20 protein-coding genes and 3 other annotated features are annotated in these 18,192 nt (G+C 38.8%); of the genes, 3 read left to right on the top strand and 17 right to left on the bottom strand.

Annotated elements, in window-relative coordinates:
* Positions 1–22 precede the first annotated feature (22 nt).
* Positions 23–958, top strand: a complete 936-nt coding sequence (gene rnhC / locus ACQ5H4_RS09330; protein ID WP_430774677.1) for a ribonuclease HIII — start codon at positions 23–25, stop codon at positions 956–958.
* Positions 959–995: 37 nt separating this feature from the next.
* On the opposite strand, the gene pheT is transcribed toward rnhC, so the two are convergent.
* From pheT to ACQ5H4_RS09315, 3 genes are all read right to left on the bottom strand, one after another.
* On the bottom strand, positions 996–3,410 hold the full coding sequence (gene pheT, locus ACQ5H4_RS09325; protein ID WP_430774676.1) for a phenylalanine--tRNA ligase subunit beta: 2,415 nt from the start codon (positions 3,408–3,410) through the stop codon (positions 996–998).
* Between the two features lie 13 nt (positions 3,411–3,423).
* Positions 3,424–4,461 carry a phenylalanine--tRNA ligase subunit alpha gene (gene pheS, locus ACQ5H4_RS09320; RefSeq protein WP_430774675.1) on the bottom strand — a complete coding sequence of 346 codons (1,038 nt, stop codon included), beginning with the start codon at positions 4,459–4,461 and terminating at the stop codon, positions 3,424–3,426.
* A 48-nt stretch (positions 4,462–4,509) separates the two neighbouring features.
* Positions 4,510–4,757: a binding site (T-box leader), on the bottom strand.
* Positions 4,758–4,835: 78 nt separating this feature from the next.
* Positions 4,836–5,582, bottom strand: coding sequence for a TrmH family RNA methyltransferase (locus tag ACQ5H4_RS09315; RefSeq protein WP_430774674.1), 747 nt, complete (start codon positions 5,580–5,582; stop codon positions 4,836–4,838).
* A 116-nt stretch (positions 5,583–5,698) separates the two neighbouring features.
* On the opposite strand from ACQ5H4_RS09315, the gene sspI reads away from it, so the two are divergent.
* Entirely contained in the window at positions 5,699–5,905 is a 207-nt protein-coding gene (gene sspI / locus ACQ5H4_RS09310) for a small acid-soluble spore protein SspI (protein ID WP_430774673.1), read from the top strand.
* A gap of 163 nt (positions 5,906–6,068) precedes the next feature.
* Here the strand turns inward: sspI and ACQ5H4_RS09305 are convergent, their stop codons facing one another.
* Both ACQ5H4_RS09305 and ACQ5H4_RS09300 read right to left on the bottom strand, forming a co-directional pair.
* Positions 6,069–7,154 carry a M42 family metallopeptidase gene (locus ACQ5H4_RS09305; protein WP_430774672.1) on the bottom strand — a complete coding sequence of 362 codons (1,086 nt, stop codon included), beginning with the start codon at positions 7,152–7,154 and terminating at the stop codon, positions 6,069–6,071.
* 71 nt (positions 7,155–7,225) lie between these two features.
* Entirely contained in the window at positions 7,226–7,717 is a 492-nt protein-coding gene (locus ACQ5H4_RS09300) for a dUTP diphosphatase (RefSeq protein WP_430774671.1), read from the bottom strand.
* A 136-nt stretch (positions 7,718–7,853) separates the two neighbouring features.
* Between ACQ5H4_RS09300 and ACQ5H4_RS09295 the strand changes: the two genes are divergently transcribed.
* On the top strand, positions 7,854–8,234 hold the full coding sequence (locus tag ACQ5H4_RS09295; protein WP_430774670.1) for a sigma-w pathway protein ysdB: 381 nt from the start codon (positions 7,854–7,856) through the stop codon (positions 8,232–8,234).
* A gap of 34 nt (positions 8,235–8,268) precedes the next feature.
* Here the strand turns inward: ACQ5H4_RS09295 and ACQ5H4_RS09290 are convergent, their stop codons facing one another.
* From ACQ5H4_RS09290 to speD, 12 genes are all read right to left on the bottom strand, one after another.
* Entirely contained in the window at positions 8,269–8,856 is a 588-nt protein-coding gene (locus ACQ5H4_RS09290; RefSeq protein WP_430774669.1) for a TVP38/TMEM64 family protein, read from the bottom strand.
* Between the two features lie 77 nt (positions 8,857–8,933).
* On the bottom strand, positions 8,934–9,200 hold the full coding sequence (locus ACQ5H4_RS09285; RefSeq protein ID WP_430774668.1) for a DUF1294 domain-containing protein: 267 nt from the start codon (positions 9,198–9,200) through the stop codon (positions 8,934–8,936).
* Between the two features lie 73 nt (positions 9,201–9,273).
* Complete coding sequence (gene rplT / locus ACQ5H4_RS09280) at positions 9,274–9,633, bottom strand: 50S ribosomal protein L20 (RefSeq protein WP_119709344.1); 360 nt, start codon at positions 9,631–9,633, stop codon at positions 9,274–9,276.
* 23 nt (positions 9,634–9,656) lie between these two features.
* Positions 9,657–9,857, bottom strand: coding sequence for a 50S ribosomal protein L35 (gene rpmI / locus ACQ5H4_RS09275; RefSeq protein WP_119709345.1), 201 nt, complete (start codon positions 9,855–9,857; stop codon positions 9,657–9,659).
* 16 nt (positions 9,858–9,873) lie between these two features.
* Positions 9,874–10,377, bottom strand: a complete 504-nt coding sequence (infC, locus tag ACQ5H4_RS09270; RefSeq protein ID WP_430774667.1) for a translation initiation factor IF-3 — start codon at positions 10,375–10,377, stop codon at positions 9,874–9,876.
* Between the two features lie 79 nt (positions 10,378–10,456).
* Positions 10,457–10,586: a sequence feature (ribosomal protein L20 leader region), on the bottom strand.
* A gap of 174 nt (positions 10,587–10,760) precedes the next feature.
* The gene (gene thrS, locus ACQ5H4_RS09265) at positions 10,761–12,692 is read right to left on the bottom strand and encodes a threonine--tRNA ligase (protein WP_430774666.1); all 1,932 of its coding nucleotides are present in this window, start codon (positions 12,690–12,692) and stop codon (positions 10,761–10,763) included.
* A 50-nt stretch (positions 12,693–12,742) separates the two neighbouring features.
* Positions 12,743–12,982: a binding site (T-box leader), on the bottom strand.
* Between the two features lie 69 nt (positions 12,983–13,051).
* Positions 13,052–13,915, bottom strand: coding sequence for a sporulation protein YtxC (gene ytxC / locus ACQ5H4_RS09260; protein WP_430774665.1), 864 nt, complete (start codon positions 13,913–13,915; stop codon positions 13,052–13,054).
* A gap of 149 nt (positions 13,916–14,064) precedes the next feature.
* Positions 14,065–15,003 (bottom strand): primosomal protein DnaI, encoded by a 939-nt coding sequence (gene dnaI / locus ACQ5H4_RS09255; protein ID WP_430774664.1) that lies wholly within the window; start codon positions 15,001–15,003, stop codon positions 14,065–14,067.
* Positions 15,004–15,014: 11 nt separating this feature from the next.
* Positions 15,015–16,424, bottom strand: coding sequence for a replication initiation and membrane attachment family protein (locus ACQ5H4_RS09250; RefSeq protein WP_430774663.1), 1,410 nt, complete (start codon positions 16,422–16,424; stop codon positions 15,015–15,017).
* Between the two features lie 36 nt (positions 16,425–16,460).
* Entirely contained in the window at positions 16,461–16,916 is a 456-nt protein-coding gene (gene nrdR, locus ACQ5H4_RS09245) for a transcriptional regulator NrdR (protein WP_430774662.1), read from the bottom strand.
* Positions 16,917–16,995: 79 nt separating this feature from the next.
* A complete protein-coding gene (locus tag ACQ5H4_RS09240) occupies positions 16,996–17,400 on the bottom strand; it encodes a hypothetical protein (RefSeq protein ID WP_430774661.1) in 405 nt (134 codons plus the stop codon).
* 142 nt (positions 17,401–17,542) lie between these two features.
* Positions 17,543–17,923 (bottom strand): adenosylmethionine decarboxylase, encoded by a 381-nt coding sequence (gene speD / locus ACQ5H4_RS09235; protein ID WP_119709352.1) that lies wholly within the window; start codon positions 17,921–17,923, stop codon positions 17,543–17,545.
* Between the last annotated feature and the right edge of the window lie 269 nt (positions 17,924–18,192).

The following is an 18,192-nucleotide window of genomic DNA, read 5'->3' as shown; positions in this document are numbered from 1 at the left end:
GTATCTAATTGGAGAGGGTAAAATGAGTCAAATCGTATTAAAACAATCTGGGGAACAAATAAAAAAGATGGAGGAACACTACCAACAAAGCCTCTTACCTAAAATACCACCAGGTGGGGTGTTTGCAGCAAAACTATCCGGTTGCTCCATAACCGCCTATAAATCCGGAAAAGTACTTTTTCAAGGTCCCTCATGTGAGATTGAAGCAAAAAAATGGGGTAATGCGGAACAACCTACGAACCAAAAATCAGAGAAGAAATCAAATAATACGCGCCATCTACCTGAGCATTTTGAGTCTCTTTCTGTAGTTGGTTCGGATGAGGTAGGTACTGGCGATTACTTTGGCCCTATTACTGTTGTAGCAACTTATGTTAGTAAAGAGCATATCCCCCTATTAAGGGAGCTAGGCGTAAAGGATTCAAAAGGTCTAAAGGATGAGCAAATTTCTGCAATTGCAAAGGAAATCAAGCATGTTATTCCTTATAGCCTATTAACATTACACAATGAAAAATACAATCAGCTTCAGCAGTCAGGTATGTCACAAGGAAAGCTAAAAGCCCTGCTGCATAACCAAGCCATTGGACATGTACTGAATAAAATAACACCACAAAAACCGGAAGCCATATTAATTGATCAGTTCGCCAAAGAAGAAGTGTATTATCAGTATCTTAAGGGGCAAAAAGTGGTCCACCGTGAAAATGTGTATTTCTCCACAAAGGCAGAAAGTGTCCACTTAGCTGTTGCAGCCGCATCCATTCTAGCTCGTTATGCATTTGTACAGCACTTTGAAAATCTTTCAAAGGAAGCGGGATTTGTTATTCCAAAAGGAGCAGGTGCCCAAGTAGACGTAGCAGCAGCTAAATTAATCCAAGCAAAAGGTAAAGAAAGCCTTCCACATTTTGTTAAACTGCATTTTGCTAATACAGAAAAAGCATGGAAACTGATTACGAGAAAATGAGAAAAGGAGCAATCCATATTGGATGCTCCTTTTCTATTTATCCTCTTAGTACTGCTCCAGCCTGTTCCTTCACAGCATCTAGTACCTTCTCGTGGGCCTTTGTTACTTCTTCGTCAGTTAGTGTTTTTTCTGGATCAAAATATCTTAGAGAAAACGCAATGGATTTCTTTCCTTCCTCCAAGCGATCTCCTTCATAAAGATCAAACACAGAAACATCCTTCAATAAGTTGCCACCAGCTTTTGTAATTATGTCAGAAAGCTGACCACTAACCACTTCCTTGTTAACAACCAGTGCGATATCGCGTGTGATAGATGGGTAACGTGGAATTGATTCGTATTGTAACGGAGCAATTTCTGCCTCTAGTAAAGCCTTTAAAGATAGTTCAAATACGTACGTTTCTTTCAAATCAAGTTCTTTTTGAACGTTCGGATGGATTTGTCCGACAAAACCAATTTTCTCATTATCTAAAAGAAGTTCTGCTGTTCTTCCTGGATGCATTCCATTCACAGTTGCTTGACTGAACTCCACTCTTCCTGTCAACCCTAAGCGAGCAAGTAACCCTTCTAGCACTCCTTTAAGAACAAAGTAATCAACAGCTTTCTTTTCCCCTTGCCATGGGTGCTGATGCCATAAGCCAGTAATTGCTGCTGCCAGATGTTCCTTCTCTTCTGGAAGCTTATCTTGTTCAGTCGAAAGGAAAACGGCCCCAGTTTCATATAATGATATGCTGTCATTTTGACGGGCAGAATTGTATTTTACGACCTCTAGTAACTGTGGCAAAATACTCAGACGTAGTACACTACGGTCTTCACTCATCGGCATCGCAAGTTTAACAGGTTCCCGCTTATCTAGTGCGAATTGAGTGGCTTTGGTTTCATTCGTCAAAGAATAAGTGACTGCTTGAAATAACCCTGCACTTTCTAAGTAGCGTCGAACGATTCTACGCTTTTTTTGGTAATCACTTAATTTCCCTGGAGTAGAAGCACCCTTTGGAAGAGTTTTAGGGATATAGTCGTAACCATAAATTCTTCCAACCTCTTCAACTAAATCTTCTTCAATGGTAATATCACCACGACGAGTAGGTACGGTTACTGTAATTTCGTTTCCTTCAACCTTCGAAACAAATTGTAGACGGGCGAAGATATTTTGCACCTCATCCATGGATATTTGGGTACCAAGCACACCATTGATTTTGTCTAATGTAATGGAAACAACCGCAGGCTCCACCTTAAGTGCATCTGCCTCGACCGATCCTTCTAATACTTCTCCATTTGCATACAGTGCTAATAGCTCAGCCGCTCTTTCTGCTGCTGCTCTAACACGATTCGGATCCACACCTTTTTCATAGCGTGCACTAGCTTCACTGCGCAAACCATGATCCTTTGAAGCTTTACGAATGGGTGCTCCCACAAAATACGCAGACTCTAGTAACACGGTTGTCGTTGTTGTTTCTACCTCAGAGTTTGCTCCACCCATAACTCCTGCTAATGCAACCGGCTCTTTTCCGTTTGTAATCACCAGGTGATCTGTTGTTAATGTACGTTTTGCATCATCAAGCGTTGTAATATTTTCACCTTGATGCGCACGACGAACAACGATTTCTTTTGAACCAAGACGATCATAGTCAAAGGCATGTAGCGGTTGACCGTATTCCATTAAAATGTAATTCGTAATATCGACAACATTATTATGAGGACGTACACCAGCTGCCATCAGACGTGTTTGCATCCATAATGGTGAAGGTCCAACCTTTACATTTTTAATCACTTTGGCAACGTAAAGTGGATTATCTTCCGGAGCTTCTACAGTAACAGAGATATAATCGCTAGCCTTTTCGTTTACGGATGAGACCTCAGGCTTCGGAAGTTTTACTTCTTTTCCTAAAATGGCGGCAACCTCATATGCTACACCTAGCATGCTTAAGCAGTCCGCTCGGTTCGGGGTTAAACCTAGTTCTAAAATTTGATCATCACGATTTAACAGCTCAAGTGCATCATCCCCAACTGTGACCTCATTCGGGAATACGAAGATCCCTTCAGAGAATTCCTTAGCAACAAGCTTGCTTTCAACCCCTAACTCCTGCAAGGAACAGATCATTCCGTTTGACTCTTCGCCGCGAAGCTTTGCTTTTTTAATTTTGAAGTTTCCTGGGAGAACAGCTCCTATCTTTGCTACAATAACATGTTGCCCCTTATCTACATTTGGAGCACCACAGATGATTTGAACTGGCTCTCCTTCTCCAACATCTACTAAACATTTATTTAGCTTATCGGCATTTGGATGCTGCTCACGTTCTAACACGTAACCGACGACGAGACCTTTCATTCCTTCATTTAGAATCTCAACGCCTTCCACTTCAATTCCACTTTTTGTAATTTTATCGGCTAGTTCAGGAGCTGTGACACCAGAAAGGTCCACATACTCTTGAAGCCATTTATAAGAAACAAACATTCTTGTTATCCTCCTATTCGTGTATAGAAAATTGCTTTAAGAAACGTACATCATTTGCATAGTAATGACGAATATCATCCACGCCGTATTTTAGCATGGCAATTCTTTCAGGCCCCATACCGAATGCAAAGCCTGTATATTTTTTCGAATCATAACCAGCCATTTCAAGTACGTTTGGATGCACCATTCCCGCTCCAAGAATTTCAATCCAACCCGTTCCTTTACAAACGCTACATCCTTTTCCGTTACAAATTTTACAAGAAATATCCATTTCAACTGAAGGTTCTGTGAATGGGAAGAAGCTAGGACGCAAGCGAATCTCACGGTCTTCACCAAAGATTTTTTTCGCAAACACATCTAGTGTCCCTTTCAGGTCACTCATTTGAATGTTTTCTCCTACCACAAGACCCTCGATCTGCATGAATTGGTGAGAATGCGTTGCGTCATCATTATCACGTCGATAAACTTTTCCTGGGCAGATAATTTTAATCGGGCCCTTTCCTTCTTTCTTTTCCATCGTTCTTGCTTGCATTGGTGATGTATGTGTACGAAGGAGGATTTCTTCCGTAATATAAAAGGAATCTTGCATATCACGTGCTGGATGACCTTTTGGTAAATTTAATGCTTCAAAGTTATAGTAGTCACTTTCTACTTCGGGGCCTTCTGCAATCGTGTAGCCCATACCAATAAAGAGGTCTTCGATTTCTTCAATGATTCTAGTTAATGGATGATGGTTTCCTGTTTTTACTGGTCTTCCAGGAAGTGTTACATCAATGGTTTCAGAGGCAAGCTTTTTAGCCACCGCTTCTTCTTCCATAATCGCTTGTTTTTCTTCAATCGATTTTGCAATAACATCTCTTACCTCGTTCGCCAATGCCCCCATTTTAGGACGTTCTTCAGCACTTAGCTTCCCCATCCCTTTTAGTACCTCAGTAATGGGACCTTTTTTCCCTAGATAAGATACACGAATGTCATTTAGTTCCTTTAAATCAGTCGCTTTCTTTATTCCTTCAAGCGCTTCTTGCTGAAGCTCTACTAAGCGTTGCTCCATTGTTTTTCCTCCTTTTAATTTTTAGACACAATAAAAACCCCATCCCTAGAAAGGGACGAGGTTTAATAGTCGCGGTACCACCCTTAATTAATGCAGGACATCTTTCTTCCTACATTCACTTCATTGCTGATAACGGCTTTAAACCGGTGCATCTTTACACTTCTTTAAGAAATGGTCCCGACGCCAACTCGGGAGGTGAACTTCGTCTACTTTTTCTATAAAAATGCTTTCAGTCTAAGGCATTTTCTCCCTAACATAGATGGTAGCAAACTACTTTTCTCCGTCATCGTTTTTTGGTATGTAATTTTTGCTGTTTATTATAGTATACTTTCCTACTTATTTCAAACCCATTTTGAGGAGGGGTTATGCCTATTTTATCCACGTAAGTAATATAACAAAATTCCGGTTGCTACTGCAACATTTAATGACTCACTTTTCCCATGAATCGGAATATATAGATTAGCTGTCGTTTTACCTAGTAGCTCTTTACTTACCCCGTTCCCTTCATTTCCGACAATTAAGGCATAGGATCCAGTTGATTGTATTTGATGGAACGGTTCGGCATTCTCTAAGGCTGTTCCATACACAGGGATCCCTCGGTCAAGAAGATCGCTTGTCCAAGTTGAGATTTCGCCTTTAATAACAGGTAGATGAAAATGGCTGCCTTGGGCAGATCTAAGCACTTTGGAATTATATATATCCACACTACCATTGCCAATTACCACAACGTCCACACCAGCAGCATCTGCTGTACGAATCATCGTTCCTAAATTCCCAGGGTCTTGGACAGCATCAATTAAAAGATAAGATGTTCCTTCTGTACGTGAGGGCTTTTCCTGGTGACAAACAGCAAAAATGCCTTGTGGTGTATCTGTTTCAGCCAAAAGTTTAATGATGTCAGCAGGGACTGAGACAATCGGAGTTTCTCCGTAATCAAAGCTTGAAGGAAGATCCAGGTTTTCTTGTACAATGATTTCTTCTATACGACCTGCTTTTAGCGCTTCCTCCACTAAATGGAACCCTTCGACTAAAAATAGTCCTGTTTTATCTCTTTCCTTTTTCGTTAATAGTTTTTTCCATTGCTTCACCTTTGGGTTACTACTCGAGTGAATATGCTTCAAGGTAAAACCCCTTCTTTCCTTTTTTCTCGGGTTTTCTTATTATAGCGTAACTTAAGTACATAATAATAACAAAAATAGAAAACATATTAAAGAAAATGAAGAAGGAGTGAGTAAAAATGAATCTTAACTTAAGAAATGCAGTTATTCATAATGTATCAGGAAATACACAAGATGAACTACGAGACACGATCGTTGATGCCATTCAAAACGGCGAAGAAAAAATGCTTCCAGGTTTAGGCGTACTTTTTGAAGTGATCTGGAAGAATGCATCCGACCAAGAAAAGAGCGAAATGCTCCAAACCCTAGAAAGCGGCCTAAAATAGGGTGTCTGTCACCGCTCGTGGACAAATTCTTTGATTTGTCCACGGAAGGTGACAGACACCATCCGTGGACAGTTGGGGTGATTTTGTCCTCCTGAGGTGGACACCTATGCCCGATTAGCCAAACAAAGACAGCATGCCTTAGCATGCTGTCTTTGTTTGGTCTCTATTCAAGAGTAATACGGTTCACTGTTTCACGGTCTAGACGTTTGATGACTTCAACGATTAGCTTAACAGCGTTCTCGTAGTCATCACGGTGTAACATAGCTGCATGCGAATGGATATAGCGAGTAGCAATCGTTATTGCTAAAGAAGGGACTCCTTTATGAGATATATGGATAGACCCCGCATCCGTGCCACCGCCAGCGATTGCATCGAATTGATATGGAATTCCAAGTTCATCCGCTGTATCTGTTACTAAATCTCTTAAACCTTTGTGAGACACCATACTTGCGTCATACAGAATGATTTGTGGGCCTTTGCCCATTTTGCTTTGTGCTTCCTTCTCCGACACACCAGGAGTGTCACCAGCGATCCCAACATCCACTCCAAATCCAATATCAGGCTCAATGGCAGCAGCAGAAGTACGTGCCCCACGTAAGCCTACCTCTTCTTGTACACTTCCAACTCCATATACGATATTTGGATGCTCTTCATTCTTCAATTGCTTTAACACATCAATCGCAATCGCACAACCAATCCGATTATCCCAAGCTTTTGCTAATAAAAGCTTTTCATTGTTCATCACAGTAAATTCAAAATATGGAACGACCATGTCACCAGGACGGACTCCCCACTCTGTAGCTTCCTCACGACTTGATGCACCAATATCAATAAACATATCTTTAATTTCTACTGGTTTTTTTCTAGCTTCAGGAGATAAAATATGTGGTGGCTTTGAACCGATTACTCCTGTCACATCTCCCTTTCTGGTAACAATCGTCACTCGCTGTGCTAACATAACCTGTGACCACCAGCCACCAACCGTTTGGAAGCGTAGGAACCCTTTATCATCAATTTGCGTGATCATAAAACCTACTTCATCCAAGTGACCAGCAACCATTACCTTCGGACCGTTCGCATCTCCCACTTTTTTCGCAATTAAGCTTCCAAGTCCATCCGTAGTTACTTCATCCGCATACGGAGCAATATGCTTGTTCATTACTTCTCTTGGCTCACGCTCATTCCCTGGAATCCCTTTGGCATCTGTTAATTCCTTAAGCATCGCTAAAGTATCATCAAGCTTCGTCATTTATTTCGACTCCCTTAATATGTATTATGTTTATAGTATACTAGCTACATCTTAAATGCACAAAGTATACATTAGTAACCTTCCTTCTGCCTTTTATAATTTACTTCATTTTTAGAGATATATGCTTCTTTTATGTCTTCTGATGTAAATCCTAGCATCTTCCCTAAAACAAAATAACTCTCAAGCATGCTACGATACGCACCCATACTCCTTTCTGCGGAAAAGCGATGAACCGTTTCATACATAGATAAAAACTGATTCGTCACATTTTCCTCTACTAATTCTAGTTCTTCTATCTGTACATCACGCTCAAATCCACAATCCAGTCCTAGTGATAAAATAAAATGAACTCCATCTACAAATTCCTCTAAAATGACCTCTTTTGGAGAAGCACCTTTAACACTCCAAAATTTAAAACAACGTGTCTCGTTTGCTAGTTCACCTAGTTCAACCAATAAAGCCAGTACCTTTCTACTTATTAGGCTTTCTGCTTTTAATTCGTGTTTTTCTGCGATATGTTCATCCAAGCCTTTTTGCATCTCAAATAAATGTCGTAAATCCATCATTTCACTCTTTTCTATGTATATTACTTTAATCATAATGAAATTAAGAAAAAAATTCACTTAAAAGCAACACTTTATGAAACCTTTTTCTAATAAAAACGTATATAAGGAAAAATGAAGAGTGGAGGGCTTAAGTATGATGTGGCTACTGCGCATGCTCCTAATAGCATTTATCTTATTTTTAATATACAGCGCCTTCAAATTTGTTTTAAACCCAAAACGAAAATTGGAGTTAGCTCACGAGCAAAAGCAGTTCTTTTTACTCGATGATATAAAAAACGTTCGTAAGAATTTTCTCTTAACCTATAAAGGGGTTCTATTTGAAGGTGAAAAATACTTAGGCACAACCGAGAACACCTTCGAGGTTGTTTCTATATTTATTTGGCCACATAGTACCTCTGCGCTAAATGGTTTGTCAAAAGAAGATTTCCGTTATATCGAAATGGAAGTAGCTGTATTTTATCCGAATGCAAGAATTGACTGGAAAAGTCCCATTCATGAATTTATGAAAAAATAAACGTTCAAGGGATCCTCCCCTTGAACGTTTATAATTAGCCCTGTTTCTCTAGCTTTGTTTCCTTAAAAAAATCTCTCCACTTAATAATCGTCATTTTTTCCCTCAGGACATAAACAAGAATGGATAAAGAAAATAAAATAATAACAATCATCGTTGGAGTAAATTGACTAATAAATTGACCAAAGACAGTGTAAAAGAAAGCTAATGGAAGATTCGTGATAAAGGCTGCCTTTGCATACTCTTTAAAGCCACGGTGTCTTTCCATTAAACAAAAATTTAATAATTGATAGTGGACAAAAGGAACTAGGCGTAAAATCGAAATCTGACTAACTGTTAAATTACGATACTCTCCAAACCACTTTTTCCGAATCGAAGACAGTTTTGCTTGTGTTCGTGGAAATTTTGAAACGAGAGCAAAAAACAATATGCTACTAATCATCAACCCAATTAGAGAGTATATCGTACCTGCGACTGTTCCAAAAAGAATTCCACCTGCAATACAGATGATGACAACAGGAATAAATAAAAACTGTCGTAACGAATGGAACAAGATGAATATAATCGGGGTGAAAACTCCACCAGCCTGAAACATGACAAGCAGTAACGCTAACTCCTCATCCATATGACCACCCCTTAAGCAGTTTCTTGATGTCTATTACAGCTTATCGAGGAAGAACCGTTTCTATGACAACTATTATCTTAATTCCATACATAGTAAAGCAATAGACCGATTTGGAGAACAGTCAAAAACGGCAATCCCCATTTAAAGCTAGGATGTTTTGTTTTATGACGAAAGGACCTCATTCCAATAAATGCACCTAATGCACCTCCAATAAAAGCGAATTGCCAAAGTGTTGCTTCTCTAATTCGATATTTATTTTTCTTAGCCTTCTGTTTATCAACATACATCAACGAACAACTGACGATATTTATTACCAATAAATACATCCAAAAATATGTAAGCATACAATACCTCCTTGAAGAACTTAAAAAAGCCACCCTCTAGTTAGAGAATGGCTTCTATAGACTAATAAGTCAATTATTTTGCTAGGCTTTGCTTAGCAGCTGCAGCTAATTCTGCAAATGCTTTTTCGTCGCTTACTGCAAGTTCAGCAAGCATTTTACGGTTTACTTCGATACCTGCAACGCTTAAACCGTGCATTAAACGGCTATAAGAAAGACCGTTCATACGAGCTGCTGCATTGATACGAGTGATCCAAAGCTTACGGAAGTCACGCTTCTTTTGGCGACGATCACGGAATGCATACATTAGAGATTTCATAACCTGTTGGTTAGCTACTTTATATAATGTATGTTTTGAACCATAATAACCTTTTGCTAATTTAATAACTTTTTTACGACGTCTGCGAGTTACTGTACCGCCTTTAACACGTGGCATATGTTTTCCCTCCTAATTTGCAATTACTTAAGATTTACTAGTAAGTTACGGATGCGCTTGTAATCGCCTGAAGAAACTAGAGTTCCTTTGCGAAGCTTACGCTTTGCCTTTGTAGATTTGTTAGCGAATAAATGGCTTCTGTAAGCGTGTGAACGCTTCAGTTTACCAGATCCTGTTCTCTTGAAACGCTTTGCTGCGCCGCGGTGAGTTTTCATTTTTGGCATTAGGGATTCCTCCTCATTACTTGTCGTTTTTAGGTGCTAATGTCATAAACATGCTTCTGCCATCCATTTTTGGATGAGATTCCACTGTTGCTACTTCTTTACAAGCTTCTGCAAAGCGGACTAAAACACGTTGTCCGATCTCTTTATGTGTAATTGCACGACCTTTAAATCGAATCGATGCTTTTACTTTATCGCCTTTTTCCAAGAATTTAATCGCATTACGTAACTTTGTGTTAAAGTCATGCTCATCAATGGATGGGCTAAGTCGAACTTCTTTGATGTTGATAATTTTTTGATTTTTACGTGCTTCTTTTTCTTTCTTCTGCTGTTCAAACTTAAACTTACCGTAGTCCATAATACGTGCTACTGGTGGTTTTGCGTTTGGTGCAACAAGAACAACGTCAAGATTTACACGCGTAGCAATCTCAAGTGCTTCGATTTTTGTTTTAATGCCTAGTTGTTCGCCATTTTGATCAATTAGACGTAATTCGCGGGCACGAATACCCTCGTTCAACAACATGTCTTTGCTAATAGCTGGACACCTCCAAGGTTTAATGCGAATACAACGTTTGGGTTAAGAAGATTTCATTTTCAAAAGAAAAATAAAAAAAGTGCGGATGAACACACCCACACTTTACGATACCCATACGGTAATAAGCCTTTTCGTAAAACCTGCCAACTGCACTTTGGCGTCAATCAGGTGAGAAGCGGGTGCTTCTTCTTTATCTCAAACTCGTATTCAATTTACCTTAGCAACTATATCACAATAAATAATTCATGTCAACGAAACACTTTTTTTATCACAACGAAATGAATTGTATCAAAAATATACGTTTGTGGCAATACTTTTTCAAAAAAATAAACGAAAAAGAGGATGATCAGACATCCTCTTTCGTGAAAATCTTAACGTTTTACTTCCATCTTTAAATCCTCAACAAACGTTTCAAAGGAAACAACCTCTGATTTTTGCTCACCATATTTTCGTACATTCACTGCCTTTTCTGCTACTTCATTGTCACCAACGACTAGCATATAAGGTGTTTTTTGCATTTGCGCTTCACGAATCTTGTAACCGATCTTCTCATTTCGATCATCGATTTCAACACGAATACCTTCTGCCTGAAGAAGTTCTTGTACTTGCTTTGCGTAGTCAAAATGAACGTCAGGAGAAACAGGAATCACTTGAACCTGTACAGGTGCTAACCAAGTTGGGAAAGCTCCTTTGTATTCTTCAATCAAGAACGCAACAAAACGCTCCATTGTTGAAACGACCCCACGGTGGATAACTACAGGACGATGTTGTTTCCCATCCTCACCCACATAGCTCAAATCAAAACGTTCTGGTAATAAGAAGTCTAATTGGACAGTAGAAAGGGTCTCTTCCTTCCCAAGAGCTGTCTTCACTTGAACATCAAGCTTTGGACCATAAAAAGCCGCTTCACCTTCTGCCTCAAAATAATCTAGCCCTAAGTCATCCATTGCTTCTTTTAACATGCTTTGAGCCTTTTCCCACATTTGATCATCATCAAAATACTTTTCTTTATCTTCAGGATCACGGTACGATAGGCGGAAGGAGTAATCATTGATATTAAAATCTTTGTACACTTCCAATACCAATCCTACCACTCGCTTAAATTCTTCCTTAATTTGATCTGGACGAACAAAAATATGCGCATCGTTTAACGTCATTCCACGTACACGTTGAAGACCAGAAAGTGCTCCAGACATTTCATAGCGGTGCATCGTTCCAAGCTCGGCAATACGAATAGGAAGCTCCCGATAACTATGAATACCGTGCTTATAGATCATCATATGATGTGGACAGTTCATAGGGCGTAAAACGAGCTGCTCATTGTCCATCTCCATAACTGGGAACATATCTTCTTGATAGTGATCCCAGTGCCCTGATGTTTTATATAAATCAACACTACCCATCACAGGTGTGTACACGTGGTCGTACCCAAGTCGTGACTCCTTATCCACGATATATCTCTCGATAATACGGCGAATCGTCGCACCCTTCGGTAACCACATTGGAAGGCCTTGTCCCACTTTTTGCGAGTTCATGAATAAGTTTAATTCTTTACCTATTTTTCTATGATCACGCTCTTTTGCCTCTTCTAATAAACGGAGATGTTCAGCTAAGTCTTCTTTCTTGAAGAAAGCAGTTCCGTATATACGTTGAAGCATTTTATTATCGCTATCGCCTCTCCAGTATGCACCCGCAATACTAAGAAGCTTAAATTCCTTCAATTTCCCTGTCGATGGAACATGAACTCCACGACATAAGTCGAAGAAATCACCTTGCTCATAAATAGTCACCGTTTCTCCTGCAGGGATGGCTTCAATTAGCTCAAGCTTGTATTCATCACCAATCTCCTTATAGAGCTGAACCGCCTCGTCACGACTAACCTCTTTACGAACAATCTCAATGTTTTCATTAATAATTTTTTTCATTTCTTTTTCAATTAACGGAAGATCTTCCGGTGTTAATGATTCCTCAATGTCTACATCATAGTAAAATCCGCCTTCAATAACTGGACCCACGCCAAGCTTTACATTTTTGTAAAGGCGCTTAATCGCTTGTGCCATCAAGTGGGCGCTACTATGTCTAAGGATTTCAAGTGCATCTGCACTATCCTGAGTAACAATTTCAATTGCTCCATCTTGCTCAATCGGACGTCTAAGATCGTACAATTGGCCATCTACTTTTCCAGCCAATGCCTTCTTTTTAAGCCCTGGGCTAATGGAGGCAGCAACATCTTCTGTTGTTGTTCCAAACGGAAACTCCTTCACTGCACCGTCTGGGAACGTTAATTTTACAACATTTGACATAACTATTTTCCTCCTAAATATAAAATAAAAATAAAAAAACTCGTCCCTCGGAAAGGGACGAGTTTATAAACAACACGTGGTTCCACCCTAATTTTCACCTTGATAAATTTATCAAAATGACTTTAGAAAAATAGATAACGGACTTTATCCGTCAGCCCATACTTAATCAATTGTTCAAGGCTGAAGTTTAGAGGTGGTAAGCTGTTCAATCGTGTTAGGAAGATTCCAGCCAACGCCTTCCCTCTCTGGTAACCGTATATAAACGCTCATATCCTCATCATAACATTTATTTCATGAAGTTGTTGTACCTTATTATGTACGTATTATAGTTTGTTCATGAGGGAAAAGCAAGTATCAATCTAGAAATTATCATCAGCTGCAAGTGCTAATTTCCTTTTACGATCATGAAATAAGTTCATGGCTGCTACAACTACTCTTTCCTCAAAAAGATTACAGATTGTTCGAACCAAAGGTTGCTCCGGTTCATCGGTGTACAAATAAATCTTTTGGGGAGCAATCGAAAGCAACGGTGCAATCGTAACACTATCAATATAGACTGGGTGATTAGAAAGTAGTTTCCGATCGATCAGCTGCAAAATTTCTTTTCTTTTTAATTCAAAGAATTTCTCATCAAAAAAGGTTATCGAATCAGACACAATTAAATGAATCACTTTCTTGATTGAACTTCTTCCAGATAAAAATTCTCTAAGTGTATGAACAAAGATTTGGTACTCTTGCTCAAGTTTATACTCATCAATTGCAACCTCGACCACTCTCTCTATGAGAGTCGTAATGGAACGCAATCGAAAGCGGAGGAAAGAGTCAAACGAGAAAGACAAACGCTGTGAGAATAATTCATTAATAGCCGATTCTACCAAATTATTTAATGAATTCACATCTACAAACGATAAGAGTTCCCTTCGGTTTCCATCAACAATGGCAGTAATAATATCTAGTATTTGTTCCTGTTCATGTTCGTCATCATAACAAAAATGATTCTTTAAGATTTCTCGAGACCAATCCACTAATTTAATTTCCTGAATAAACTGCACAAACGCATTTTTCACAACCACTTCTTCCAGTTTTCCATCGCATTTTACTATATGTTTATCTTCAATAAGAAGAGTCTCATGATTCAAATGGAGTGAGGATTGTGCGTGTTTCTTTAGCAATTGGTGAAATCTTTTCGCATCCTCTTTATTTTGGAAAATGATCTCAAACAACCAAATCCCCCCTTTTGGTGAAATCAACGCTTGAAAAGTCCATGCGGCTGCATGTTCGTTTTCACAGTCTCTGTTTTCATGTATATGGGGAACTTGGTCAAAATAGAATAAGAGCCAGCGGACTTTTTCCACTGACTCTTATACTTCACCTATTTTCTTCTATTTGGACCATCCACTTGGACAGGGTGAGCTAAGTATCTAATCCTCTCAAGAAGCCTTCTTGCTTTCATCTTCTCTTCTTCTCCACGTTGACTATACGTTAGATGTACTTCTAACCCGTCGAAGTCAAAGTTAGAGGTAAAGAAAGTAGGCAGGTTTTCAAGCATACGGAATTGAAGAATCGTTCCTAGCACTTCATCCCTTGCCCAACTTGACATCGTCTCTGCACCTATATCATCAATCATTAACACCGGTACTCTCTTCACTTTTTCGATTTTTTCATTTAGTGTAGAATCACCGATGGAGCTCTTTAATTCTCTAATCAGTTCTGGAAAATACACGATCATAGAAGAAACTTTTTTCTTAGCTAAGTCATTTGCAATGGCTCCAAGTAGATAAGATTTTCCGACACCGAATTTCCCATACAAATAAAGCCCTTTTTGCATGGTGTTAGGATGATAATTAAGGATGAAATCTGCAGCAAGATCAATGGCTTCTAATCTCCCTGCATAATCACCTTCTGTGTCGATTTCTGAAAAGCTAGCCTTCAGTATTTCCTTTGGCATATACATACTTTGTATTAGCTTTTCACTCTTTCTTCTTTCGTCAGACATGACCTTCCTTGGACAGCGATCATAATGGATCTCAATGGTTCCACGAACAAGAACTAATTCTGGCTGATATCCCTGCATAATATTTTTACAACTCTCAAGACTCGGGCACTCCGAACATTCCGTACTTTGAGTCGAATATTCATAGAGCTTGGCCAAATTTCTTTCAATCATTTGGCTCGTTAGAATATCACTGTACTTTGTTATAAACTCCCTGATGTCTGGGTGCTGCATAACTTGTCTCTTTTGTCGTTCGTACCGTTCTTGAAAGCTTGGACTAGCTGCAAGTTTTTTTAATGTTTCATTGATTGGTTCCAAACACTCACCTCCTAACTCTTAAACCTTTTTAATTTCTCCTGCAAAGCACGTTTTTTCTCTTCCATCTCTTTATTATCTGAGGATATCTGATCAGGTTGACCCTCATCCTCATTTTTATCAAACCAATCTGGTAAGCTTTCTGTTCGTATCGCCTTTTTCCTAGTACTAGGCTTTGCTGTTTGTTTTGCTGTTTGCTTCCCCTCAGCCCAGTCTAAGTATTGTCGATGTTCTTTTTTAGCAAGTTCCATTGCTTCAGACACCGTCTGAACCCTTTTACGCGCCCAATGTGAGGCAATTTTGTCCACATAAGCCTTCGTCAACTTCATATCTGTTTTCAATAATACGTACTGAATGAGCACGTTCACTACACCAGGAAAAAGCTTTTGTTGAAACATGACATCTTCAACTATTTGCAAATCACTTTTTGATGGTTCTCCCCCACCAGATATATCAATTAACAATTGTCGAGGAGACGTTTTCTCAAGGTATTGAACCAATTTCTCTTCTTGAGTTTTAGGCTCCACCGTTGTTGTAACATGTGGAAGTGGTTGTATTTTATCTATTAATAACGGGAGTTGGTCAGAAAAGTTAAGCTGATACCAATCTCTAGCGGATTTTCTAAGTTCATCAATCTGAATCTCACTTGATTCATCAACTGCACTAATCACAATGTTTTTCATTTGGATCGGGTCAATCCCATAAAGAAAGGATAGTTTCGCAATTGCTTCTCGTACCTTTTTATTGATGGCCCGTTTAGGAACAAGCACTTCTGAAAGCCCTGCAAATAGAAGGTCAAAATCAAAATGTGCCTCATCAACCTTAATGGTCTCAGGACTCACTCGATCGAAGTATACACGTTGATCTTCGAGTTTCAGGTCATCGACTAAATGTGATGAAGGGTTACCTGGAACAGCAGAGTCAAATACTTCTTGAAACGACCGTGTAACATTCTCGAACCCATTTTCTTTTTCTAAGAAATGTTCATCACTAAAAAACCTTTTAAGTTTTAAAAATTGATTTTTACCTATTTTTCGATACAAATACACGTTTAGCATGCCATCTAGAAAAAACTGACTAGGTGTTAAAGGCGGCTTTATTTCATATACGAATGATCGAATCCCTTCCTCTGTTCGCACATATGTCGAGAGAAGGCCAATCCCTTCTAACTTTAGACGGGCATCGTAAATTTGTTTTAAATTACTATCCATCACGTTCATAAGAGCATGATGTGAACTACCATCTGATGATAAGCGGTTCTCATCTATTTGCGACCAAAGGGTCATATAGAGACTGTATGCTATCGGACCAATCAATGGCTGATATAAAAGTGTCAGAACCTTTCGATCATAGTCGAATAACAATCCATTTGAGGCCACCTCATAGCGATCCACTGGTAGCATTTCCTGCCAATGCTGAGCCATAGGCTTCATTTCCTCTCTTAAAAACAAACTTCCCTACTAATCCTTTTTTATCAATTCCTTTAATTCTTCAATAAATACGTTAATATCTTTAAACTGTCTATATACAGAGGCAAATCTGACGTACGCAACCTCATCTATTTTTGCTAAACGATCCATAACCATTTCTCCAACTGCTTCACTCTTTATTTCCGATACACCATGACTGCGAAGTTCTTTTTCTATATCGGAAGTTATTTTTTCTAATTCAGTCAAAGCAACAGGTCTTTTTTCACAAGCTTTAATCAGCCCCCGTAGAATCTTATCACGGCTAAATTCTTCTCTTGTTCCTTCCTTTTTTACGACAATCAACGGAATTTCCTCTACCTTCTCAAAGGTTGTAAAACGAAAAGAACATTTCTCACACTCTCTTCTTCTGCGAATCGATCTATTTTCATCGACAGGTCTTGAATCAAGAACACGAGTATGATTATTTTGACATGTAGGACATTTCATAACATCAACTCCGAAACAGAATGGATTCTGTTGAATCTAACACTATCTTATTAAAACTTCATTTGTAGTACAAGCAATTCTACTCTCCTGCGTGTTTTCCAACACCAATATACGGATGCTTCTTATCTAACTCTTGGTAAATACGAGTGATTTCTGCTCTTAAGCTTGGGTATGCTCCCAACAGCACTGTTTGCTCAGTGGAAACATTTATATCTACAGCCGTCTCGTAGGGCTTAACCGTTATAATCGTAATAATGGCAAACATTTTCTTTCCACGATTGATTTCAACTGCAATTTCCCCGTGGTCAATGGAATCACTTACCACTTTTGCATGCTGATCATTTTCAAGGATTTCTTTTACAGATTGAAACAAAGATTGGAGATTTACTCGATAATATCTCGTTCTAAGCTCTTCCTCGACATGATTTTCTTTTGTTTCGCATTGCCTATTAAATTGTCTAAACACCTGTTTTACAAATGACATAATGATTCCTCCAAATAGAAAGATGTATGTACATATATTTTAACCTAAAAGGACTGGCAATGTTAATGTTTCAGTAAAAGAGAAATTAAAAAGAGGTGTATAATATACACCTCTCGAATTTCATAAGTTTAGTAAGCTACGATTATAGTACTTTCGCTTTTGCTTGTTTAACTTGAACAGGACCCATTCCACGAGGAATTTCGATGTTCTCACGAGTTTGAGCACCTAATGCTTCAGCAATATGGTCTGCTGCGATATTAGGATCCATGTCTCCACAAGTATACACATCAATACTAGCATAGCCATGTTCAGGAAAGCTGTGAATAGTTAAATGTGATTCAGAGATAATAACCACTCCACTCACACCTTGTGGTGCAAATTTATGAAAAGCAACCTCGCGAATTTCAGCACCAGATTTTAATGCCGCATCAGCAAAAATTTGCTCAATTTGCTCCATATCATTTAACTTTTCAAAATCACAACCCCATAACTCAGAAATAACGTGACGACCCATAGTTTCCATATTCAAATTTCCCCCTTTAACCATTTTTACTACAGTAACTGAATTTCCCTATTTTTTTGGATTATAACTACCACGGGGGAAAGTTAGTCCAAAGAGGTCCTAACCCTTTAAGTAGATATAGATTCCAAATTTCAAGAAGTTCACGATGACTAGTATACTTTGTTTGTTTTTTTTTGCAATAATGTATTTAAAAAATCTTTACAAAAAAAAAGAAAAGTAAAATCCCTTTCATCTAATCATACAAAAAATCAGTCTTCTGGGGTTCCCAG

This window comes from Bacillus coreaensis, from assembly GCF_050586445.1.
Classification (GTDB): Bacteria; Bacillota; Bacilli; order Bacillales; family Cytobacillaceae; genus Robertmurraya_A; species Robertmurraya_A coreaensis.
Note: the sequence above shows the minus strand (reverse complement) of the source record. Positions and strands in the feature narration are given on the sequence as shown.